This window comes from Ruegeria sp. HKCCA5491 (assembly GCF_013034565.1).
GTDB lineage: Bacteria > Pseudomonadota > Alphaproteobacteria > Rhodobacterales > Rhodobacteraceae > Ruegeria.
Genome location: NZ_WQGG01000002.1, coordinates 344,809 through 366,931, shown reverse-complemented (window position 1 = coordinate 366,931; position 22,123 = coordinate 344,809). Strand labels below are relative to the sequence as shown.

The 22,123-nt window shown below is 57.4% G+C and carries 25 protein-coding genes; 5 read left to right on the top strand and 20 right to left on the bottom strand.

Features of this window, described 5'->3' with window-relative positions; translation table 11 throughout:
* Together GOV88_RS05555 and GOV88_RS05550 are read left to right on the top strand one after the other, a co-directional pair.
* Entirely contained in the window at nucleotides 1-933 is a 933-nt protein-coding gene (locus tag GOV88_RS05555; RefSeq protein WP_171120836.1) for an AEC family transporter, read from the top strand.
* A gap of 72 nt (nucleotides 934-1,005) precedes the next feature.
* Nucleotides 1,006-1,704, top strand: a complete 699-nt coding sequence (locus tag GOV88_RS05550) for a CbiX/SirB N-terminal domain-containing protein (RefSeq protein ID WP_171239779.1) — start codon at nucleotides 1,006-1,008, stop codon at nucleotides 1,702-1,704.
* 2 nt (nucleotides 1,705-1,706) lie between these two features.
* Here the strand turns inward: GOV88_RS05550 and GOV88_RS05545 are convergent, their stop codons facing one another.
* From GOV88_RS05545 to GOV88_RS05525, 5 genes are all read right to left on the bottom strand, one after another.
* Entirely contained in the window at nucleotides 1,707-2,753 is a 1,047-nt protein-coding gene (locus GOV88_RS05545) for a GGDEF domain-containing protein (protein WP_171239778.1), read from the bottom strand.
* Nucleotides 2,753-3,337, bottom strand: a complete 585-nt coding sequence (locus tag GOV88_RS05540) for a heme NO-binding domain-containing protein (RefSeq protein WP_171239777.1) — start codon at nucleotides 3,335-3,337, stop codon at nucleotides 2,753-2,755. Before GOV88_RS05540 ends, GOV88_RS05545 begins: the two co-directional genes overlap by 1 nt.
* Nucleotides 3,338-3,457: 120 nt before the next feature.
* On the bottom strand, nucleotides 3,458-5,017 hold the full coding sequence (locus GOV88_RS05535; RefSeq protein ID WP_171239776.1) for a trimethylamine methyltransferase family protein: 1,560 nt from the start codon (nucleotides 5,015-5,017) through the stop codon (nucleotides 3,458-3,460).
* Between the two features lie 121 nt (nucleotides 5,018-5,138).
* Nucleotides 5,139-5,831, bottom strand: coding sequence for an HAD family hydrolase (locus GOV88_RS05530; protein WP_171239775.1), 693 nt, complete (start codon nucleotides 5,829-5,831; stop codon nucleotides 5,139-5,141).
* 25 nt (nucleotides 5,832-5,856) lie between these two features.
* Nucleotides 5,857-6,141 (bottom strand): DUF3572 domain-containing protein, encoded by a 285-nt coding sequence (locus GOV88_RS05525; protein WP_171210475.1) that lies wholly within the window; start codon nucleotides 6,139-6,141, stop codon nucleotides 5,857-5,859.
* 87 nt (nucleotides 6,142-6,228) lie between these two features.
* Here GOV88_RS05525 and GOV88_RS05520 point away from each other — a divergent pair, with 87 nt between their 5' ends.
* Entirely contained in the window at nucleotides 6,229-7,611 is a 1,383-nt protein-coding gene (locus tag GOV88_RS05520) for a diguanylate cyclase (RefSeq protein WP_171239774.1), read from the top strand.
* A gap of 5 nt (nucleotides 7,612-7,616) precedes the next feature.
* On the opposite strand, the gene GOV88_RS05515 is transcribed toward GOV88_RS05520, so the two are convergent.
* Genes GOV88_RS05515 through GOV88_RS05500 form a run of 4 tightly spaced genes read right to left on the bottom strand, consistent with a single transcriptional unit; the run spans nucleotide 7,617 to nucleotide 9,515 of the window.
* Nucleotides 7,617-8,090, bottom strand: a complete 474-nt coding sequence (locus GOV88_RS05515; protein ID WP_171239773.1) for a periplasmic heavy metal sensor — start codon at nucleotides 8,088-8,090, stop codon at nucleotides 7,617-7,619.
* Complete coding sequence (locus GOV88_RS05510) at nucleotides 8,087-8,434, bottom strand: hypothetical protein (protein WP_254449172.1); 348 nt, start codon at nucleotides 8,432-8,434, stop codon at nucleotides 8,087-8,089. The genes GOV88_RS05515 and GOV88_RS05510 overlap by 4 nt, the downstream gene beginning before the upstream one ends.
* The gene (locus tag GOV88_RS05505; protein WP_171239771.1) at nucleotides 8,427-9,041 is read right to left on the bottom strand and encodes an RNA polymerase sigma factor; all 615 of its coding nucleotides are present in this window, start codon (nucleotides 9,039-9,041) and stop codon (nucleotides 8,427-8,429) included. The genes GOV88_RS05510 and GOV88_RS05505 overlap by 8 nt, the downstream gene beginning before the upstream one ends.
* Nucleotides 9,042-9,047: 6 nt before the next feature.
* The gene (locus GOV88_RS05500; protein ID WP_171239770.1) at nucleotides 9,048-9,515 is read right to left on the bottom strand and encodes an EF-hand domain-containing protein; all 468 of its coding nucleotides are present in this window, start codon (nucleotides 9,513-9,515) and stop codon (nucleotides 9,048-9,050) included.
* Nucleotides 9,516-9,707: 192 nt separating this feature from the next.
* Here GOV88_RS05500 and GOV88_RS05495 point away from each other — a divergent pair, with 192 nt between their 5' ends.
* Both GOV88_RS05495 and GOV88_RS05490 read left to right on the top strand, forming a co-directional pair.
* A complete protein-coding gene (locus tag GOV88_RS05495) occupies nucleotides 9,708-10,106 on the top strand; it encodes a DUF983 domain-containing protein (RefSeq protein ID WP_171239769.1) in 399 nt (132 codons plus the stop codon).
* 25 nt (nucleotides 10,107-10,131) lie between these two features.
* Nucleotides 10,132-10,833, top strand: a complete 702-nt coding sequence (locus tag GOV88_RS05490; RefSeq protein ID WP_171210469.1) for an NUDIX hydrolase — start codon at nucleotides 10,132-10,134, stop codon at nucleotides 10,831-10,833.
* Between the two features lie 7 nt (nucleotides 10,834-10,840).
* Here GOV88_RS05490 and GOV88_RS05485 read toward each other — a convergent pair whose 3' ends face one another.
* Genes GOV88_RS05485 through nuoH form a run of 11 tightly spaced genes read right to left on the bottom strand, consistent with a single transcriptional unit; the run spans nucleotide 10,841 to nucleotide 22,099 of the window.
* On the bottom strand, nucleotides 10,841-12,508 hold the full coding sequence (locus tag GOV88_RS05485; RefSeq protein ID WP_171239768.1) for a ribonuclease J: 1,668 nt from the start codon (nucleotides 12,506-12,508) through the stop codon (nucleotides 10,841-10,843).
* Nucleotides 12,505-13,284, bottom strand: a complete 780-nt coding sequence (locus GOV88_RS05480; protein ID WP_171239767.1) for a type III pantothenate kinase — start codon at nucleotides 13,282-13,284, stop codon at nucleotides 12,505-12,507. Before GOV88_RS05480 ends, GOV88_RS05485 begins: the two co-directional genes overlap by 4 nt.
* Before the next feature lie 11 nt (nucleotides 13,285-13,295).
* A complete protein-coding gene (locus GOV88_RS05475) occupies nucleotides 13,296-14,045 on the bottom strand; it encodes a biotin--[acetyl-CoA-carboxylase] ligase (protein ID WP_171239766.1) in 750 nt (249 codons plus the stop codon).
* A 54-nt stretch (nucleotides 14,046-14,099) separates the two neighbouring features.
* Nucleotides 14,100-15,542, bottom strand: a complete 1,443-nt coding sequence (gene nuoN / locus GOV88_RS05470) for an NADH-quinone oxidoreductase subunit NuoN (protein WP_171120801.1) — start codon at nucleotides 15,540-15,542, stop codon at nucleotides 14,100-14,102.
* A gap of 15 nt (nucleotides 15,543-15,557) precedes the next feature.
* Nucleotides 15,558-17,102: an NADH-quinone oxidoreductase subunit M gene (locus GOV88_RS05465; RefSeq protein WP_171122623.1), complete on the bottom strand. Its 1,545-nt coding sequence runs from the start codon at nucleotides 17,100-17,102 to the stop codon at nucleotides 15,558-15,560.
* Nucleotides 17,102-19,243: an NADH-quinone oxidoreductase subunit L gene (gene nuoL, locus GOV88_RS05460; RefSeq protein ID WP_171239765.1), complete on the bottom strand. Its 2,142-nt coding sequence runs from the start codon at nucleotides 19,241-19,243 to the stop codon at nucleotides 17,102-17,104. The genes GOV88_RS05465 and nuoL overlap by 1 nt, the downstream gene beginning before the upstream one ends.
* Nucleotides 19,244-19,249: 6 nt before the next feature.
* Nucleotides 19,250-19,555, bottom strand: coding sequence for an NADH-quinone oxidoreductase subunit NuoK (nuoK, locus tag GOV88_RS05455; RefSeq protein WP_050602759.1), 306 nt, complete (start codon nucleotides 19,553-19,555; stop codon nucleotides 19,250-19,252).
* A gap of 4 nt (nucleotides 19,556-19,559) precedes the next feature.
* The gene (locus tag GOV88_RS05450) at nucleotides 19,560-20,162 is read right to left on the bottom strand and encodes an NADH-quinone oxidoreductase subunit J (protein ID WP_171120795.1); all 603 of its coding nucleotides are present in this window, start codon (nucleotides 20,160-20,162) and stop codon (nucleotides 19,560-19,562) included.
* Nucleotides 20,159-20,569, bottom strand: a complete 411-nt coding sequence (locus tag GOV88_RS05445; RefSeq protein ID WP_171120793.1) for a carboxymuconolactone decarboxylase family protein — start codon at nucleotides 20,567-20,569, stop codon at nucleotides 20,159-20,161. Before GOV88_RS05445 ends, GOV88_RS05450 begins: the two co-directional genes overlap by 4 nt.
* On the bottom strand, nucleotides 20,566-21,060 hold the full coding sequence (gene nuoI / locus GOV88_RS05440; protein ID WP_170331439.1) for an NADH-quinone oxidoreductase subunit NuoI: 495 nt from the start codon (nucleotides 21,058-21,060) through the stop codon (nucleotides 20,566-20,568). The genes GOV88_RS05445 and nuoI overlap by 4 nt, the downstream gene beginning before the upstream one ends.
* Nucleotide 21,061: 1 nt before the next feature.
* Nucleotides 21,062-22,099 (bottom strand): NADH-quinone oxidoreductase subunit NuoH, encoded by a 1,038-nt coding sequence (gene nuoH, locus GOV88_RS05435; protein WP_171120790.1) that lies wholly within the window; start codon nucleotides 22,097-22,099, stop codon nucleotides 21,062-21,064.
* Nucleotides 22,100-22,123: the final 24 nt, after the last annotated feature.

Below are 22,123 nucleotides of genomic sequence, written 5' to 3'. Positions count from 1 at the left end.
ATGCTGCAATCCCTGATCAACGTCATCCTTCCGGTATTTCTGGTTATCGGGGCTGGCTATGCGTCGACCCGGCTTGGGTATTTCAAAGAGGTCCATGTCGACGGGCTGATGAAGTTCACCCAAGGGTTTGCAATCCCTTGCCTGCTGTTTCTGGCCATTTCCAATCTTGACCTTAGCGCCAGTTTCGATCCGCGTCTGCTGGCCAGTTTCTATACGGCGGCCGCGCTGTGTTTCTGCGCTGGGTTGTTCGGCGCGCGGCTGATATTCAACAGGGATTGGGAAGACTGTGTCGCCATCGGGTTTTGCTGTCTATTTTCGAATTCAGTTCTACTGGGCCTGCCAATTACCGAGCGCGCTTATGGCCCCGAAAACCTGACCGGAAACTACGCGATTATCGCGTTTCACTCGCCTTTTTGCTATTGCGTGGGCATCACGGTGATGGAGTTCGTCCGCAATCGCGGGCACGGTGGAACGCGTATGGTGCGCTCGGTTCTGTCGGCGATGTTCCGAAACGCTCTGATCTTAGGGATCGCGTTGGGCTTTGCCGTCAACCTGTCCGGGATCCAGGTTCCTGCCGTTGTGGATGAAGCCCTTGGCCTTGTGACCCGCGCCGCCCTTCCAGGGGCGCTGTTCGCGTTGGGCGGGGTTCTGGTCAAGTACAAGCCCGAAGGCGACCTCCGCACGATTGCCTTTGTGTGCGGCGTGTCGCTGATGCTGCACCCCAGTCTTGTCTGGCTATTCGGCTCTACCGTCGGTTTACCACAGGACTTGTTTCGATCGGGCGTTCTGAACGCGGCAATGGCGCCCGGGTTCAATGCCTACATCTTTGCCAACATGTATGGGCGGGCCAAAAGAGTCGCCGCGTCGTCGGTTTTGGTTGGAACCGGGGCGTCTATACTTACGGTCTGGTTCTGGCTCATGTTGTTGGGCTAACTCTATCCAAATGCATGTTGACTTTGCCCCGGTACAACACACCTTTCGATAACTCAAAACGGGAAGGCCCTCATGCCCTACGCCCTTATCGTCGCTCATGGTCAGCCCTCTGATCCAGATCCCGCTGAAGCCGCGCTTGCCCGATACGCGACCGAGGTAAACGGGATGTGCGACGGCGTTACGGTGACGTCAGCGACTTTGGCGGCACCCGGCGCGCTTGAGGTGAAACTACAGGACTTGCCCGATGACACAGTGGTTTTTCCGCTGTTCATGGCGAAAGGGTGGTTTGTCACAAGCGCCCTGCCCAAACGTCTTGGGGCACAGCCGCTGCGCGTTCTTGACCCTTTAGGTACCGACGCCATCCTGCCTTCGCTGATTGCAGACACACTAGGCGACGCGGTTACGGATTTAAAATGGGTGTCCTCAACCACCGATATCGTATTGGCCGCGCATGGCTCTGGGCGCAGCCGCAACCCGTCCAAAATTGCCCGAGATTTCGCCAATAAGCTCGAGGAATTGACAGATTTTCGCTCAATCCGGGTCGGGTTTGTGGAAGAACCACCCTCCATCTCCGAGGCCGCGCAGGGCACAGGGGCAAAGGCCCTCTGCCTGCCATTTTTTGCCTGTACCGGGGGCCACGTTCTGGAAGACGTCCCGCAAGAGTTGGATCGCGCTGCGTTCAAGGGCCGGGTTTTGCCCGTTGTCGGCGAACTTCCCCGCGTGAAGCGTCAGATTGCCAACGTACTTTCGCAAGCCTTCGGGGGCACCTAGCACTATTGCCCAGAGATACCGGACCGCGGCTGTGGGGAACCCTGCAATTTTGGGGGATCGGTTATCGAACCTGCTGGTGGTGAGAAAAAGCTATAGCGGGATCTGCCAGATCGTTTAGCGTCATACAGAGCTTGATCAGCAGCCTTAAGGATTTCTGCAGCCTTCAAGGTACTGAATTGGGTCGACAAGGCTATGCCAACGCTCGCGGAAACCCTGCAGGTTTCGCTTTCGAATACCGTCGGTTGCCTCAGCCTGTCTATCAAACGGCCCGCAATTGAGGACAACACCCCCTCATCAATCAAGCCCTTGATAATTATAACAAACTCATCCCCGCCCACGCGCGCGACCATATCGTCGCTGCGGGTTTCTTCCTCCATGATGCGCGCTGCCTGCTGCAGAACAAAATCACCTGCCGCGTGCCCAAGTCGGTCGTTCACGGACTTGAAGAAATCCAGATCCAGATGCATCAACGCAAATGGTGCATTGCCCGACGCCATGTGACCCAGAAGAACGTCCATGGCCCTTCGGTTCTTCAAACCAGTGAGCATATCCGTAAAGGCCTGTTCCTCAGCCGCAAGCATGGCACCTTGCAAGCGCAGGTTCAGGGAACGTGATGCTTCCATCGCGGCTGACTTGGCTTCGACCAAGTACAGCAGTTCAATTGCAAGATCGGTTCCCGAGAAATCGGCACTTGTCAGGGCATAGTCACGCACGGCATCCAGAATCGAAATTCCAAAGGACAGATTGATGATCGCGCCCTTGTTCCCCGGCAGCGGTGCAACCAACCCCTTTAACGCGGTGCGTGGTTCGTCCCGTAGTTTTAGGTGCAGTTTGGCACCTGCCAGCGACAACAATGCAGCAGTCGTGGTGATTGAGCGTGGGCGAACCAATTCGAACAGGTCCAAAAAGCCTTGGCCTTGCATGGGCTGCTCGGGGCGGAGCTTTTGCAAAGTGGGCCCAACGCTTGTGATTTGTCCCTGTTCGTCAACAAGCACAAACATGGGGCACAATAGTCCAAGCAATGAAGAAAGATCCGATGTTTCCATCATCAACCGCGCGCCCCCAGATCGAATTGTCGCCCCTCGGCAAACGCGCTTTCGATCAAAACAATTGAAATAATCTCAACCTCTCCCTCGGTGCCCGCATGGGACAGCATCGCCAAGGCACCATAGTCATCGGCGATGGCACGCAAGACCCCGACCATAACGCTCGAATACCCTTTCAAGCCAGGATAGCAGTAGAGTTGGAACTCCGCAGGCGACACCTCTCTCAACTCGAGCACAGGCAAGGTCAGATCGCTGACCGCCAAACGAACGCGGTCAGATAAATCATCGAGCGAGTGCAGGAATTCGACATAAGTTTCGCCCCCAAACCGCAGAAGACGGCGCAACCCTTCCATTTTGGGATGCGAGACCAGATAGGTGCCAAGGTCTTCAAGCAGTTCCCCGCGCGGCCGCTTTAGCTTCGCGCATAAAATGTCCAGAACACGCAGGGTCATTTCGTCATCGTAGACCAGCATGGCCTCAAACTCGGAAAATCCCAGTTCAGCCGCCTCGGTCACGTTTATCCAGCACGATTGTCCGTAGGTCTCGCAAACAAATGACTGTACCGCCCGATTAATCAGACCATGCATGAGATGCCCCAAAGTGGTTACATGCGTAGTCTGCTCCGAGAAACCTTAACAAAAAGCCAAGATGGCCAGCCCGATAGGTAGAATTCAGCCTAGTCTCAATGTGAAAAGGCCCGCCTCTGCCTAGAAATCTGTTGGCGCGCCGCCTTCAGCCTTACGGCGCGTAACGAACTCGGCAAGTTCTTCCCGAATCCCGTCGTCAATCGCCGGCGGCTCAAAACTGGTGATAATCTCTTTGAACATGTGATGGGCGCGCTCGGCCGTCCAGACACCACCAGCGACGTTCCATCCTTCATAATTCTTCCAGTCACTCAGGAAGGGTTGATAAAATGCTGTGGTGTAGCGGTCCTGTGTATGCTGAATGCCAAAGAAATGGCCGTCATTTCCGACTGCTTTTATTGCCTCCAATGCGATTTCATCAGGTCCCGTCGCCGTGATCTCGGGCTGCATATACCTTTGAATTTGCTGCAAGATCTCGCAATCCATAATAAACTTCTCGGGGCTGGCAATCAGCCCGCCCTCCAGCCAGCCAGCGGCGTGGTAAACCATGTTCGTCCCCGATTGCACGGCAGCCCACAAAGAGTTCGACGTCTCCCAAACAGACTGACCGTCAGGCACGTTTGCGGCGCACACACCCGAGGACCGCATGGGAAGACCATAGTACCGTGCCATCTGTCCTGTCATCTGGGTGGACCGCATGTATTCTGGTGTTCCAAACGCAGGCGCACCGGACTTCATGTCGACATTCGAGGTAAACGTGCCGATGACGCAGGGAATGCCCGGCCGCACGTATTGAAACAGGGCAATAGCGCACAGCGCCTCGGCCAAAGACTGTGCTACGGCCCCGGCCATCGTTACGGGCGCCATGGCGCCAGCCAATGTAAACGGAGTGACAACAATCGCCTGACCGCGCCGGGCCAGCCGCAGGCATCCGTCAATCATCGGATGATCATGCTTCAGTGGTGAGGTCGAGTTGATGTTGGTGTACATCCGAGGCTCGGCCTCGAATTCCTCATGGGTTAGGCCACCTGCGATGCGGACCATCTCCATGACATCCTCAACCCGTTCCTTGCCCAGCGAATAGGCGTGCATGGCTTTGTCCGTCAGGGTCAGCTTGTCATACAACACGTCCAGATGCCGAACACTGGCGTGGATATCGACCGGTTCCACCGGGTATCCCCCGGCAAAGTGAATGCAGTTGAAATACTGAGTCAGCTTCAGCAAATTCCGGCACATTTCTCGGTTTCCCGGAACCTTGGTTCCAATCTCCATGTCCCAGTAGTTTGGCGGAGAGGATACGTTCCCGAACAGCATATTCCTGCCCCCGATTTCGATCTTACGATCGGGGTTGCGCGGCATGATCGAGAAGGATGACGGCGCTTTTCCCACCATCTCCATCACAAAATCCCGCCCCATTCGGACGTTATCGCCGTCAATTGCACACCCGGCTTCACGCAGAATGCCGATAGCTTCTTCGTTATAGAATTCGACCCCGATCTCTTCGAGAATACGCATTGCGCCTTCGTGGATCGCTTCGATCCCGGCAGCATCCAACGGTTCGGTGGGGTTGTCGATATTGACAGGAGGATTCCACGGCATCTGATCAATCACGGCGGTGCCTCTGCGCTCGGCTGCACCTGCACGTCCACCGCTGCGGCGTCTGCGCGTTTTTGTGTCGGCCATTGGACCCTCCCGAAACTGGCGTTGCTTTAAGCAAGCCCCGAAGTCGGAAGGCTGGCCGCTCTGTCTGCGACAAGCTATGTCGGTTTCAACACTCAGATCGGCGATTTTGACCCGACCTCGTTCAGTCCTTGGCCAGCCAGCCCGGGATATGCCCGATATTGGGCAATACAACATCCGCAAATGGTGCCAGTGTCTCGGCCGGGGCCAATCCGGTCAGAACTCCGATGGTGGTCATACCCGCAGCGCGCCCGGCCTGTAGATCGTGCAGACTGTCGCCAACCATCGCGACCCGCTCGGGGGCGACATCGACATGTGCAGCAAAGGCCAAAAGCTGTCCCGGCCCGGGCTTGTATCCGTGTCCACTGTCGTATCCTGCGACAAAATCGAAATGTTCTCTTATCCCGGCCGAAGCCAAATGCTCGAGCGCGGGCATCTCACCGTCGTTCGTTGCCACACCCAGTTTTAACCCCGCATCGCGCAACCCGTTCAGAAAAGGCGCCAAGGTAACAGCAGGGGCCTGTGGCGCTGAGGCGGATTCTACGTTCAGCAAGTCAATCAGCTCTTCGTGTTCCATGTCGGGTAGATGCGGAACCAGGACGTCTGCCACCTCTTCCACGGTTCCGGCGATCACAATGCTGTCTTCGGAATAGGTCACGGATTCCAGATCAAACCCGATGATGCGGCCCAATTCCGCCGCGCGCTGATTGTCTCCATCCGCTAAACGCAGCAACACGTTGAGCCCAAAAGCGCCCCACGTATTCGCAAAATCAAACAGAGTGCCGTCCTTGTCGAACAAAATCGCATCAATGGGCATTACGTGCTCCCGCAGGGAAAAAGCTTCAGGTCCAGTGCATGTCCGCGCCGCCAGACAGAACTGCGCGGGCTTGACCGGGCAGTTCGTAAGGCACGGAATTGGCGTCACAAAAGGACATCACCCACGAATCGTCAAGCACAAGAAAATCAAGTACCGACCCAAGGAAATCCGGATCCTCTGCCCGGTCTTTTAGATCCTGAACGGACGCCCCGGTTGACCCAAGAAAAACCGGCAGCAATTCCTCGTTCCCAACGAGCCAACCCAGCACGTTCAAGGCCAAAGTTTCAGCGGATTGGGCAGATATTACCATTAAATTGCCCCGGATCAGATATTGGAAAGGGTTTGTTAACCAGACTCATAAACACTTTGGCAACGCATGCAATCAACGGTGACACAAATGTCGGTTCAGGGAACCATCCTTGTCCTAGACGGGACCTCGACCAATCGCATCATGCTGAAGGTTCAGCTGACGGCGGCCTGGTATCACGTTGTGCAGGCCGAAAAGCTGGACGGTCTGGCCGGGCTGTTGCGGCGCACACGCCCGGACCTTGTGCTGACCGCGCAATCCCTGCCGGATGGCACGGCGGCAGAGGTCAAGAAACTGGTGGCAGCCGATCCAGACCTTGCCGATGTGCCAGTGGCGGCAATTGCTGCCCAGAACGACAAGGCGGCCAGACTGAAAGCGCTGACGGATGGGCTGGATGATGTCATTACCCCACCTTTCAAGGACTCTCTCTTGCTTGCCCGGGTCCGTAGCCTTTTGCGTGCACGCGCCGAGACTCAGGAACTCAGAATAGGAAGTGGGTCGCAACCGATAGGGTTTGCCGAACCCGCAACGGGTTTCACGCCAGCACAAAAGCCTGCCCGGGTTACGGTTCTGACACAATCCACCAAGACAAGCGCGCTGTGGCACAAGGCACTGTCCGGGAAAACGCGGCACGCGCTGGCCGCGCATACCTGTTCGAATTTGCAGGGGCTTTTGTCAGGCCCTCTGCCCGATGCAATTGTCATTGAAATCAACCCAAAGGCCCTAAGCACCCTAGCCGACTTGCGATCAAGGGTCGGTACAAGGCGAACGGTGCTGATTGGCGTTCTGCCTAAGGACGGCGCGCAGCTTGCCGCCGATGCGCTTGATCGCGGGGTGGATGCGATTTGCCAGAGCGGATCTTGCGCCGACGAAGTTGCGTTGCGGCTTGAAAATCAAATCGCCCGGAAATCCCGATTGGATCAGATGCGTGCATCGCTGTATCGCGGGGTCGCCGAATCCTGGATCGACCCCCTGACCGGACTTCACAATCGCCGGTATGCCATGCACGCCATGGATCAAATTGCGCGCAGGTCATCCCAAGCCAACAAGGGTTTTGCGGTGATGCTGGCGGATTTGGATCATTTCAAATCAATCAATGACCGTTACGGTCACGTCGCTGGTGACTTTGTGCTGACCGAAGCGGGCAAACGTTTGGAACGCGCGATTGGATCAGCCGGTTTCGTCGCGCGCATCGGCGGAGAGGAATTTCTGATTGGCCTGCCGGAAACAACGCAATCTGGCGCCCTTTCCATCGCCCGAACCTTGTGTGACTGCATCCGTCAGTCCCCGTTTTCACCCCCGGACAATCGGAAATTGGTACAGGTCACAATCAGTATCGGGCTTATCGCGACAAAACCTCAAAAGTCCTCTGTTGCGCCGTTGGATGGCTTGATCCGGTCAGCGGATTCCGCTCTGTACGCTGCAAAGAAAGCAGGCAGAAATCAGGTGCGGGTCAGACAATGTGCTGCCTGAAACCATTAGTCCTTTTTCTTGCGGCCATGCGGTCCGCGACGAACGACCTCTTCCAGACGATCGGCATAAATCAGACGCTCGTCGCTGGTCATCGACGTGACGCGGTCAAGCCACTGCTCTTGTAGGGCCACTTGCAGATCGGCCATGGACTGCGCCTGTCGGGACAACAGCGTCTGAACGGCCACAGGATCAAAGGGATCGGCGCGCAATGCCTCATTCAGCGTTGCGAAATCCCTGGAGCGGCTGCTTGACCCTTTTCTGTGCCGATCCGACAGATCACCCCGCAAAGCCTTCCGATCATCCTTCGGCAACGCGCGATAAAGAGCAGAGCCAAACCCGGGCGGGGCCTTGGCGTGATCATTTCCTTTGACCCGTAGAACGGTTCCAACAGCCATCCCAACAATCAAAAGATTGAGCGCAAGGGACACGGCCAACAGGATCGGCATCCACCGACGCTTGGGTTGTGGACTATCGTTCATTCGGTGTCCTCCAGAAATGATGTATCGAGGTCGGCGAGAACAAAGCTCGTTTTCTGCCCATAAATGTAGGTGGCGGGGTCCGGCAAAAAGCCCGGAGCGGCAAAGCCGATCCACACACCCGCTGCACTGGCCGCGACCAGCCCCCCCATGCCCTGCCAGCCTCCGACGCCATCAACAATCCGCGTCCAAAGCGAACGAGCGGGTTTGCCTGCGGGCGTCTTCTGACCCAAACGCACTTCTTCGGCGTCTGTCAGGATGCGTACTGCAAGTGTATCCGGCAACTCCGGTCGGTTCTGACGGGCTTGCGTAAATAACTGATCCAGTTGCTTTTCGTCTTCAGTCATCGTCATACCCCAATTCACCACGCCTATCGGACAGAATGGCCACCAAGCTCCGTTTTCCGCGCGCGGTCAGGCTCTCGACCGCTTCTACAGAAATACCCATGATCCCGGCAATCTCGGGGTTGGGCAATTCCTCTATGTGCCGCAAAACAACGGCTTGTCGCTGTCGCTCGGGCAGTTGTGACAAGGCCACCTGAAGCGCATCCTTACGGGCTTTGTCCTGCATAAGCTCGGCAACACTGGCCCGACCATCTTCTGGCTCTGGAACATCGGCCAGATGGTCAGGTTTTTGCTTGCGCAGGTGATCCACGCACAGGTTCATCGTTACGCGATACAGCCATGTTGAAACCTTTGCCTGCCCCGAAACCCAATCCGGGGCCATCTTCCAAAGGCGCATCATTGCCTCTTGCGTGATATCTTCCGCCTCTGCCCGCGCTCCCAGCATTCGAAGGGCAACCGAAAAACTTCGCGGCCCAAGCCGATCGGTCAGAACGCGCGCGGCCGCTGCATCGCCACGGGCGAACTGACCCAACAGGGCATCATCGCTGAGCGTGTTCGCGGTGCAAGCCGCACCACGAACATCCTGCAGTGAAGAGGTCAGATCCTGCATTCCGCATCAGCTATCGTCAGAACCACCCTTGTCGCGTTTCTTGTGGTGCCGAACCATCTTGTTTTTTGCATCCGCAAATTCCTGTTCCGAAATCGCACCGCTATTGTCCGCGTCTATACGGTCAAACATCTTGTCAGCGCGGCGCGGTTTGGGCAACTCATCCTCGCTCAGAAAGCCATCCTGATTGGCATCGTGCCGCTCAAACATCTTCGAGACACGTTCGTTCACCTTCTTCTGGCTGGCCGCCTGCATCTCTTCGACGCTGAGTTGACCATCTCCGTTGGTATCCGCGTCCAGGAACCGCTGGCTTCGATGGGCCTGCATTTCCTCGGGCGTGACCTGCCCGTCATTGTTCGCATCCAATTCCTCAAACGTCACAGGTTCGTGACCGCGCTGACCTGCCGCCAGAACCGAGGTGCCTGTAATCGCGACAGCCGAGAGAACAATCGCCGGGATAAACTTCGCGCTTTTCATATCGGTTTTCCTTTGTTTGTGCGGCGTCGTTGCCGCTGCTCACATAGGTTCAAACGCCGCTGCGCGTGGGTTCCGTCGCAGAATTTCAAAAAAAAACATCACTCCCTTTAAGGACACAAAGCGACGCACCCCCCTTTTCTACAAGTCAAAACATGCGCAATATCCCACAAATCGGAACGCGCGAGTATCATGATGACAGATCAAACGATCGACACAACGGCTCAGGAAGACCGGCCCACTTGGCCGGCTTTGGCCAAGGGTTTTCGTTGCCGTTGCCCAAAATGCGGTGAAGGAAAGCTGTTGCACAACTATCTGAAGGTGAACCACACTTGCTCGTCCTGCGGGCAAGAACTGTTTCACCACAGGGCGGATGACGGCCCGGCTTACCTGACGATTCTGCTGGTCGGGCATCTACTGGCACCGGCGCTGCATGTCTCATACGTGCATTGGCGGCCCGAGCCTTTGACGATGTTCCTGATATTCGCGATTGGATGCACGGCATTGTCCCTGTTCCTGTTGCCGCGTTTAAAAGGTGCTGTTGTCGCCTATCAATGGGCGCGCCGTATGCATGGGTTTGAAAAATCGCAATGACCCCGACGATACAGGTGTTCAAAGTATGACGGTTGACAAAACTGCGATCCGCGACGCGGCGACGGTCATCGTTCTGCGCGACCGTATGACAAATCCGTCAATCCTGATGGGACAACGCGGAGCCAAAGCTGCGTTCATGCCCAACAAATTCGTGTTCCCCGGTGGCGCGGTCGACAAAGAAGATGCCGAGATCCCTCTGGCCTCTGACATGCCAACCCTGTGTCAGGACCGTCTGGCAGAAAGGTCCGAGCCGAACCTGCAAAACGCGCTCGCCGCTGCTGCAATTCGTGAATTGTGGGAGGAAACCGGGCTGGTTCTGGGCCACCCCGAAGCTTGGCCTACGCCTGCCCCAGTGGATTGGACCGGTTTCGCTGAACTGGGCTATCGCCCGGCCGCCGAGGCGTTGCAGTTCGTGTTCCGCGCTGTGACCCCTCCTGGGCGTCCCCGCCGGTTTGATGCGCGGTTTTTCCTTGTCGATGCTTCAGCAATTCAAGGAAATTTGGATGACTTCAGCCGCGCGTCTGACGAGCTGTCCCATCTGCAATGGGTTCCCTTGGAACGCGCGCGCGAGTTCGATCTTCCCTTCATCACCGAAGTTGTCCTGGCCGAAATCACGGCGCGGGTGACAGACACCGCGCCGCCGACATCGGTCCCCTTCCTGCTGAATCGGGAAGAGGAAAGCCTATTTCTAAAGCTCAAAGGTTATCCGATGCCCGAAAGCGACTGACCGTCGCTTAATTCATCCTGCTGATAACAGTGGTGACTTCGGGCTTTTTGCCGATCTCTGCCTTGGCCGTCTGACGTACAATTCGACGCATTGCCTCTTCCAGCTTGTCGTCGTCGCGCAGAGTCTTGGCATCGGCGCGCATGAGGAGCTGGTTCAGATCTTCTTCAAGAACCTCAACCAAGGCAGCACGAGAGGTTCCCAACTCAGGCAATCCCATCGTATCGCACCATGGCTCGCCCAGCGGTTCATCTTCTTCGTCCAGAATGACCGTAACAGTCACATGACCGTTCAGCGCCATTCGAATTCGGTCGCGCACAACGCCATCCAAAGCGCCGACTTTGACGGTGCCGTCCAGATAAGTCCGGCCCGTTTCGACATAATCCACCACATTTGGCGCATTGCCGGTCAGGTCCAGCATAGTGCCGTTCACGGCCAAAACACCTGTCCGACCGCCCGCTTCGGCAAGTTTCACGTGCTCTCGCAGGTGACGATGCTCACCATGCATCGGAATGACGAATTGCGGGTCAATCAGCGCATGCACTTTCTCAAGGTCTGGCCGGTTCGCGTGGCCCGAAACGTGATACAGGCCCGAACTGTCGTCCACGACATCCACGCCTTTTTCGCTGAGCTGATTGATGATGAAGATCACACCCCGCTCGTTCCCCGGAATTGTCTTGGACGAAAACAGGAACAGATCGCCCTCTTTCAACTCCAGTCCGCGGTATTTTCCACGCGCCAGTTGCGCGCTTGCGGCGCGGCGTTCACCCTGACTGCCCGTAACAATCAGCATCAGGTTTTGGCGCGGCACATCCACCGCCTCTTCCGCGCTGATCACTTTCGGAAAATCCGACAGAATTCCGGTTTCGGTTGCCGCTTCGATCATGCGACGCATCGCCCGGCCAAGCAAAACGACCGAGCGCCCAGCCTTTTGCCCCGCCTCTGCCAGCGTCTTCACCCGGGCGACATTCGACGCGAAGGTCGTTGCCACAACCATGCTGCTGGCACTTTCTACCAGTTTAGTAATTTCAGGTCCGACCTCGGATTCCGATCGACCGTCATGAGGGGAAAACACGTTGGTGCTGTCGCACACCAATGCCTTAACGCCGGGCTTGGCGACTTCGGCCCAAAGGTCGGGGTCGAAAGGTTCACCTACAACCGGATTGGCGTCCAGCTTGAAGTCGCCGGAATGTACGATCCGCCCCTCGGGTGTATCAATGACCAGCGCCGCGCTTTCGGGGATCGAGTGTGAGACCGGCAAGAACGCGACCTTGAAAGGGCCCACCGATACCTGCTCGGGCCAGGCGGAAACCGTTCGCACGGCGTCTTCTGGACGGCCATGCTCGTCCATCTTGCGGCGCGCAATATTCGCGGTAAAGGCGCGGGCGTAGATCGGTGCGCCCAAAGCCTCATAACAATGCGCAACCGCGCCGACATGGTCTTCGTGGGCATGGGTCACAAACACTGCATCCAAACGATCCGCTCGTTCCTGCAGCCACGAGATATCGGCGTGGATCAGATCGACGCCCGGCGTTGTGTCCATATCGGGGAACGTCACCCCAAGGTCGACGAGAATCAGACGCTCCTGCCCCGGCTTCCCATAGCCGTAGACATAGGCATTCATGCCAATTTCGCCTGCACCGCCCAGCGGCAGATAGATCAGTCGTTCACTGCTCATGTTGAGCCATTTTCCTTGTTATAGCGATGGATTACAGTCAGGCCGTGCATCGTCAGGTCATCCTCGATCGCGTCAAACCCAACGTCGGCCTGATCGAACAACGGAGCAAGTCCACCGGTCCCAACGACCTTCATCGGCATTCCGTATTCCGCTTTGATGCGGGCAATCAACCCTTCGATCAATCCCGAATAGCCCCAATACACGCCGGATTGAATACAGCCAACCGTATTCGTACCAATCACCTTGTCAGGACGGGTAATGTCGATGTGCGGCAACGCAGCCGCACCCTGATGCAACGCCTCAAGGCTCAGGTTGACGCCCGGCGCAATGATCCCACCGACATATGCCCCATCCGAGGCGACCACATCAAAATTCGTGGCTGTTCCGAAATCAACGACGACGACATCGCCGCCGTGACGGTCAAACGCGCCGACCGCATTGGCCAGCCGGTCAGGTCCGGGAATGGTGCCTTCGTCAATTCGTGGAGCAACGGGCAGCAGGCAGTCGGGTTTACCAACAACCAGCGGCCTGCAGCCAAAGAACCTGTCTGCGAATATGCGCAGGTTGAACACCACGCGCGGCACGGTTGAGGCGATAACCACGTCTGTAATGTCCGCCTCAATACCATAGTGTTTCACTAGCGTGGAATACCATGTGAAATAGGCATCCGCCGTCCGAGAGTGGTGCGTTGACGTGCGCAAGGTGCACAGAAAGGTTTCCCCGTCCCAGATCGAAAACACCGTATTCGTATTGCCGCAGTCAATTGCCAGAAGCATTTGAGCCTCCTTCAGAAAAACACATCCGCCGCCGGAATGCTGACGCGGCCTTTGGCGGTGTTTAGGACAAGGTTGCCACCCGCGTCCACTGTTTCAAAGGTCCCAACCGACTCGGACGTTGCGGTACGGGCGGTGATCACCTCACCCAACCGGGCCGCACGGTCCAACCAGGCCGTCCTGATTGGCTCAAACCCATAGGTCACAAACTGCGTCTCGTATTTCGAATACGCCGCAGCCAGTTCCGTCAAAAAGTCTTCTGGCGTGACGTCGACACCCATTTCTGACAGTAAGGAAACCGGACGCACCGCACCTGGTTCAACCGCATGCGGGAGGGGCGCTTCGGACAGGTTCACGCCGATCCCAATAGCCAGATGCGAGACACCGTGCCCGTGGCCAGTGCTTTCCAGCAGGATCCCCGCCAATTTCCCGCCGTTCAGTAACACGTCATTCGGCCACTTCAGGGAAAAACCACTCGCGCGCCCGGTGACGGCGACACAGGCATCAAATAGTGCAAGCGCCGCCACGAAGCTGCGTAACGCCGCCTGTTCCGGGTTTCCTTCGGGGCGCAAAAGTAGGGTCACCGCTAGGTTTCCCTTGGGGTTGGCCCAGGCCCTGCCCCGTCGCCCTCGGGCCGCTGTTTGGTAGTGCGCCAGAATCCAGACTGGTCCCTGCGCGGTTGGAGCGATACGGGCCGCTTCATTCAGCGTGCTGTCGACCTCCTGCAGAATATGCAGGCCATATCCTTGCGGCCATTGGGTCATTGTAAAAAGGCCCGGTCTGCTGACCGAGCCCTCCAAAAACGTGTGATGCGCATCTTAGTTGACAAGAGTTGCCGCCGCAGCTGCAGCCGCGCCTTCGATGCCAAACTGATATACGACCCCGACCAGCATCAGCGCCGCCGACCCCATCAGAGCAGTCCACAACACGGGCGAAGAGTGGGTTTCGACCGGTTCATCATTCTCGGCCCCGAAATACATGTAGAAAACGATCCGCAGGTAGTAGAACGCCCCAATAACCGAAGCGATGGCAGAAACGATCACCAAACCGGTCAGCCCGGCGCTGACGCCAGCCTGCCAGACGCCGAACTTGGCGAAGAATCCCAGCATCGGGGGCACGCCTGCAAGGCTGAACATCAGGATCAAAACAGCAAGCGCCTTACCCGGATCACGCTTTGCAAACTGACGTAAAGCGTCGATATCGGTGACAGGTTTGCCGTCACGCTCCATCATAAGGATGAAGGCAAAGGTGCCGATATTCATGGTCACATAGATCGCCAGATACATCAGCATCGCCTTGATGCCCAATTCCGTACCCGCAGCAAGACCAATCAGAGCATAGCCCATATGGGCAATCGACGAAAACGCCATCAGTCGCTTGATGTCGCGCTGACCAATGGCCGCAACTGCGCCCAACAACATCGACAGGACCGAGAGCAGGACGATCACCTGCTGCCAATCCTTGACCACTCCGCCAAAGGCATCATGCAGCAGACGCGCAAACAGCGCCATCGCTGCCACTTTTGGTGCCGTAGCAAAGAATGCGGTGATCGGCGTGGGTGAGCCTTCGTAGACGTCCGGAGTCCACATGTGGAACGGAACCGCCGAGACCTTGAACGCCAGACCCGAGATCAGGAAGATCAGGCCGAACAGCAGCCCGACCGAAACATCTCCGTGGTGTACCGTCTGGATAATGCCCGAGAACAGCGTGGTCCCGGTGAAGCCATACACCAGCGACGCACCGTACAGCAGCAGGCCCGAGCTGAGCGCACCAAGAACGAAATACTTCAGGCCGGCCTCGGTGGATTTCGCACTGTCACGGCGCAGGGCGGCCACGACATAAAGTGACAGGGATTGCAGCTCTAGCCCCATGTAAAGGGACATCAGGTCGCCTGCGCTGACCATCATCATCATGCCCACTGCGGCCAGAGCGACCAGCAACGGGTATTCGAACCTGAGCAAGCCGCGCCGCGCCATATAATCCTGGCTCATCAAAAGAACGGCAGCGGCAGAGAGAAGGATCGCAACCTTGGCAAAGCGCGCGAAACCGTCATCCACGAACATGCCGTTGAAGGCGACATTGGTGCCATCACCGTTCGTCGCGATCCAAATCGCGAGCAAGGCCATCAAACCAGCGGTAGACCACACCAAAACGGGTGCCAGCCCATCCTTTGATGTATAGACCGCCCCTATCAGCGCCAGCATCGCATAAACGGCCAGAATTATTTCCGGCAGGATTATCGTCAGATCAGCCTGGATCATGTCTCCAAAGCCCCCTTAATGCGAAGCGGCTGTCTGGGTCACGGCCTCTGCCGCGGCCAGAGCCGTGTCATAGTTCGAAATCAATGCCGCGGTCGAGTTGCCGATCACATCGGTCACGAGCGACGGGTAAACGCCCAACAGGATCGTCATCACGATCAGCGGCGCAAAGATCAGCCGCTCGCGCGAGCTCATGTCTGTCATCGCCTTCAGGCTTTCCTTGATCAGATCGCCAAAGACCACCCGACGGTAAAGCCACAGCGCATACCCGGCCGAGAAAATCACGCCGGTCGCAGCCACAGCCGTCACCCATGTGTTCACTTGGAACGCGCCCATCAGGGTCAGGAATTCGCCGATAAAGCCCGAGGTGCCCGGCAAGCCGACATTAGCCATGGTGAACAGCATGAAGACCAGCGCATAGGCGGGCATCCGGATCACCAGACCTCCGTACGCGTCGATATCACGGGTGTGCATCCGGTCGTAGATCACGCCGACGCAGAGGAACAGCGCGGCCGAGATAAACCCGTGGCTGATCATCTGGAAGATCGCGCCATCAATGCCCTGCTGGTTCGCCGCAAAGATGCCCATGGTCACAAAACCCATATGCGCGACCGAGGAATAGGCGATCAGCTTTTTCATATCCTCCTGAACCAGCGCCACCAGCGAGGTGTAGACAACCGCAATCGCTGACATCCACAGCACCAGATCGGTCATCACCGCCGAACCCACTGGGAACATCGGCAAGCTGAACCGCAAGAAGCCATAGCCGCCCATCTTCAGCAAGATCGCCGCCAGCACCACCGAGCCCGCCGTCGGGGCCTGAACGTGTGCGTCTGGCAACCACGTATGAACCGGCCACATCGGCATCTTCACCGCAAAGGATGCGAAGAATGCCAGGAACATCAGCGTCTGCATTCCGCCAACGATGTAGACGCCCAGCACGCTGAACCCCTCGGACGAGAACTGATGGCTCATCAGCGCCTCGATATCCGTGGTGCCCGCATCCGCATACATCGCAACCATCGCAACCAGCATCAGCACCGAACCGAGGAAGGTATAGAGGAAGAACTTGAAGCTTGCATAAATCCGGTTCGCACCGCCCCAGATACCGATGATCAGGAACATTGGGATCAGGCCTGCCTCGAAGAACAGGTAGAACAGCACCAGATCCAGCGCCATGAACACGCCCAGCATCAGCGTTTCCAGAAGCAGGAAGGCGATCATGTATTCCTTGACCCGGTCTGTCACGTTCCAGCTGGCCAGAATGGTCAGCGGCATGATGAAGGTGGTCAGTAGCACGAACAGAACGCTGATCCCATCCACGCCCATCTTGTACTTCAGGCCCAGCAGCCACTCACCCTCTTCCACCATCTGAAAGCCGGTGTTGGATGGGTCAAAGCCTGTGTAGATGCCGATGGAGACAAGGAACGTCACCGTGGTCGCCACCAACGCAACCCATTTCGCGTTGCGCTGCGCGGCATCGTCATCGCCGTGCAGAAACAGGGCCAGAATGCCTGCCGCCACAGCGGGGATGAAGGTAACGATCGAGAGGATATTATCCATTAGTGTGCGCCTCCGCCGATCGACATCCAGGTGACAAGGGCTGCGATACCCAAGACCATCCAGAAGGCGTAAGTAAAGATGTAGCCCGTCTGCGCCTTGCCTGCGAGGCGGGTGAAGAAGGGAACAACGCCCATGGCAATCCCGTTCAGGAAACCGTCAATGGTGTTGCCATCGCCGCGTTTCCACAGGAACCGGCCGATCGCCACGGTGGGTTTGACGAAGATCGCATCGTAAATCTCATCAAAGTACCATTTGTTCAGCAAGAACAGGTACAGCGGGCGCTGGTTCTGCGCCAGACGTCCCGGCAGGGACGGGTTCACGATGTAGAACCAATAGGCCACAACAAAGCCCAGCAGCATGGCCACAAAAGGCGATACCTTGACCCATTTCGGAGCAGCATGCGCGTCGTCCAGCACATGATTGTCCGGTGCCATATACAGCGCGCCCTCGCCCGGCTCTCCCGCAAAGACGTAGTGGTGATCGCCGTGGGCGTCCTTTTCACCATGACCGTTATCTGCATGCGCATCGCCGTGACCATCGTCGGCGTGGCTGTCATCGTCATGCGTATCGGCTTTGCCGTGATCGTCAGCCTCGGCATGTTCCGACGCCTCAGCCACCGGGATGCCATAGAACTTGCCGACCTTGTCCGCGTGACCGAAGAAGTTGCCGTACCAGATCATGCCCGCAAAGACCGCACCCAGAGACAACACGCCCAAAGGCACCAGCATGACCATCGGGCTTTCATGCGCGTGATCATGTGTATGCTGATCGCCGCGTGGTTTGCCGTAGAAGGTCAGGAAAATCAGACGCCAGCTATAGAAGGATGTGAACGCAGCGGCGACCACCAGCAGCCAGAACCCATAGGCCGAACCGCCTGCATAAGCGCTCTCGATGATGGCATCCTTGGACAGAAAACCTGCAAATCCGAAGGTCGTCAGCGGAATGCCGACCCCCGTAATGGCAAGCGTCCCGATCATCATCGCCCAGAACGTATAGGGGATCTTTTTGCGCAGCCCGCCATACTCGGTCATCTCTTGTTCATGATGCATGGCGTGGATCACCGAGCCCGCACCAAGGAACAACAGTGCCTTGAAGAACGCGTGCGTGAACAGGTGGAACATCGCCGCCGAGTACATGCCCACGCCTGCGGCCACGAACATGTACCCAAGCTGAGAGCAGGTCGAATAAGCGATGACGCGCTTGATGTCGGTCTGCACCAGACCCACGGTCGCGGCAAAGAACGCGGTCGTCGCGCCCAGCACTGTGATGAACCCGGTCGCACCCGGCGCGAACTCCATCAGCGGCGACATGCGGCAAACCAGGAACACGCCCGCCGTCACCATTGTCGCTGCGTGGATCAGGGCCGAAACAGGCGTCGGGCCTTCCATCGCGTCCGGCAACCATGTGTGCAGGATCAGCTGCGCCGATTTACCCATCGCACCGATGAACAGCAGGACGCAGATCACTTCAACCGCAGTCCATTCGCCCCACAAGAAGTGTAGTTTTTCTTCGGCCAAAGCCGGGGCCGAGGCGAAAATGTCCGAAAAGTTGATGCTGTCGGTAAGAAAGAACAGCGCGAAAATCCCCAGCGCAAAACCAAAGTCCCCCACACGGTTCACAATGAACGCTTTCATCGCCGCCGCATTGGCACTCGGTTTGCGGTAATAGAACCCGATCAGCAGGTAGGACGCGACGCCCACGCCTTCCCAACCGAAGAACATCTGCACCAAATTATCCGCCGTCACCAGCATCAGCATCGCAAAGGTAAAGAAGGACAGATAGGCGAAGAAACGCGGCTTATAGCTCTCGCCCTCGCGCCATTGCGGGTCGTGATCCATGTAGCCAAAGGAATAGAGGTGCACCAGCGCCGAAACAGTCGTCACCACGATCAGCATGATCGCGGTCAGCCGGTCCAAACGAATGGCCCAGCTTGTCGACAGCGATCCGCTCTCGATCCAGCGCATGATCTCGATCTGTTGAGTGACGCCGTCGAACGAGAAGAACACGATCCACGACAGTAGACAGGCCAGAAATAGAAGGCCCGTCGCGGTCCACATCGCGGCTTTCTCACCGATGAACTTCCAGCCGAACCCGCAGATCAGCGCGCCCACCAGCGGGGCAAAAAGGATGGTGGTTTCCATGTTCCCTTACCCCTTCATCATATTGACGTCTTCAACCGCGATCGAGCCACGGTTGCGGAAGAAACAGACCAGAATGGCCAGTCCAATCGCCGCCTCAGCCGCCGCAACGGTCAGGACAAACAGCGTAAACACCTGCCCGACCAGATCGCCGAGGAAGCTGGAAAACGCCACGAGGTTGATATTCACCGCCAGCAGCATCAGTTCGATGCTCATCAGCAGGATGATGACGTTCTTGCGGTTCAGGAAGAGACCGAAGATGCCGATGACGAACAGCGTCGCCGCGACCGTAAGATAGTGTTCGAGTCCGATCATCGTCTTAAAGCCCCTGCCCCGGTTTCACGTCCTTCAACTCCATCGCCTTGGCCGGGTCGCGCATCATCTGGCTTATGATGTCCTGACGCTTGATGTCCTGGCGGTGGCGCAGGGTCAGCACGATGGCGCCGATCATGGCGACCAGCAGGATCAGGCCCGCAAGTTGGAACAGAAGGAAGTATTGATCGTAAAGAATGACACCCAGCGCCTCGGTATTGTGGCGGTCGGTTGGGACTGGCTGCGCCAGATTGGCCGCCGCCCCTTGCGCGCTGTCCCATGCGCCGAAGGCCATGACGAACTGCATCAAGATGACCAGACCGATCAGCAGCGCCAGCGGCATATAGCGCGCCATTTCGGCCTTAAGCTCGGCAAAGTCCACGTCCAGCATCATCACCACGAACAGGAACAGCACCGCGACCGCACCGACATAGACGATGATCAACAGCATCGCCACGAACTCGGCCCCCAGCAGAACGAACAGCCCAGCCGCAGACAGGAAGGACAGGATCAGCCACAGCACCGAGTGCACCGGCTGGCGGCTGATCACCGTGAACAGCCCGCCGGTGACAGCGCTGATGGCAAACAGGTAAAAGGCAAAGACGGTCATTGATCCTCATCCTTGTTGTCGCCCATGGCCTCTTGCGCCAGATCCAGCGCACGGGTCATGGCCGGGATGCCGGCAAAGACCGACATCTGACCGATCGTTTCCACGATCTCTTGTTTCTTCGCACCCGCCTCGAGCGCATGGCGCACAGTCTGGCGCACGGCTGAATCCGCCTGAGCGCCCTGACAGGTCAACCCGGCCAGCGTCAGCAAAAGGCGGGTCTTAGCGTCCAGCCCGTCGGTGTTGACCGTGTTGCCGAACATCATCTCCATGACCTCTTTGGGCATGGTCGGCCACAGCGCCTCGAACCCTTTCGGCGAGAAATTCTCCATCGCCGGGTTCATCGCCTTGGCCATGTCCTGAGCCTGCTTCATCATTAGCTCAAAGGGATTTGTCGGACTGTCTGTCATCGGTACGGCGCGTCCATTTCGAGGTTGCGAGCGATCTCGGCTTCCCAACGTTCACCGTTGTCGAGCAGTTTTTCCTTGTCATAAAACAGCTCTTCGCGGGTTTCCGTCGCGAATTCGAAGTTCGGACCTTCGACAATGGCATCGACCGGACAGGCCTCTTGGCAGAAGCCGCAATAGATGCACTTGGTCATGTCGATGTCATACCGCGTGGTGCGGCGGCTGCCGTCCTCGCGCGGTTCGGCGTCGATAGTGATCGCTTGCGCGGGGCAGACCGCCTCACACAGTTTGCAGGCGATGCAGCGTTCCTCGCCATTGGGATACCGACGCAGGGCGTGCTCGCCGCGGAACCGAGGCGACAGAGGACCTTTTTCGTGCGGGTAGTTCACGGTAGCCTTTGGGGCGAAAAAGTACTTCAGCCCCAGCTTCATGCCGACCCAGAAGTCTTGCAGCAGGAAATACTTGGCAGCGCGGGTATAGTCGATTTGTGTCATATCAGCCTCCTACGCTCCAACGGGCGAACGCACCCCAGAACCAGTCGAACTTTGCTGCGAAGGCCACGAACACCACCCAGACCAGCGAGAAGGGCAGAAACACTTTCCAACCCAACCGCATCAACTGGTCATAGCGGTAGCGGGGCGTGATTGCCTTGACCATTGCAAACAGGAAGAAGAAGAACGCCATTTTGGCGACCATCCACAGCACGCCATCGGGCAGACCCGGAATGGGTGACAGCCAACCACCGAAGAACAGCAGCGAGATCAGCGCGCACATCAGGAAGATGGCGATGTATTCCCCTGCCATGAACAGCAGGAAGGGCGTGGCCGAGTATTCGACCTGATAGCCTGCCACCAGTTCCGATTCTGCCTCGGGCAGGTCAAACGGCGGTCGGTTGGTTTCAGCCAGCGCCGAGATGAAGAACAGGAAGACCATCGGGAAATGCGGCAGCCAGTACCAGCTGAAGAAGCCAAACCGACCGTCCTGTGCCTCTACGATGTGTCCAAAATTCATCGACCCGGTCGAGATGATCACACCGATGATGATCAAGCCCAGCGAAACCTCATACGAGATCATCTGCGCCGCAGACCGCAGCGACCCAAGGAACGGATACTTTGAGTTCGATGCCCAACCGCCCATAATCACGCCATAAACTTCCAAAGAGGATACGGCAAAGACATAGAGGATCGCGACGTTAAGATCTGACAGCACCCAGCCATCGTTGAACGGGATCACCGCCCAGGCAATCATCGCCAGAACAAAGGATGTCAGCGGCGCCAGCATAAAGACCGTGCGGTCCGCACCCGCTGGGATCACGACCTCTTTCACCACGTATTTCAGTGCGTCCGCCACGGATTGCAGCAGGCCGTAGACGCCAACGACGTTGGGGCCCCTACGCATCTGGACGGCGGCCCAGATCTTGCGGTCGCCATAAACAAGGAACAACAGCGAAATCATCACAAAGGCGACGACGGCCAGCACCTGCGCCAGAATGATGAGGGCGATGCCGCCGGGGGTGTTAAAGAAATCAGCCATTGGTCCTCACACCGTGGGTCGTCA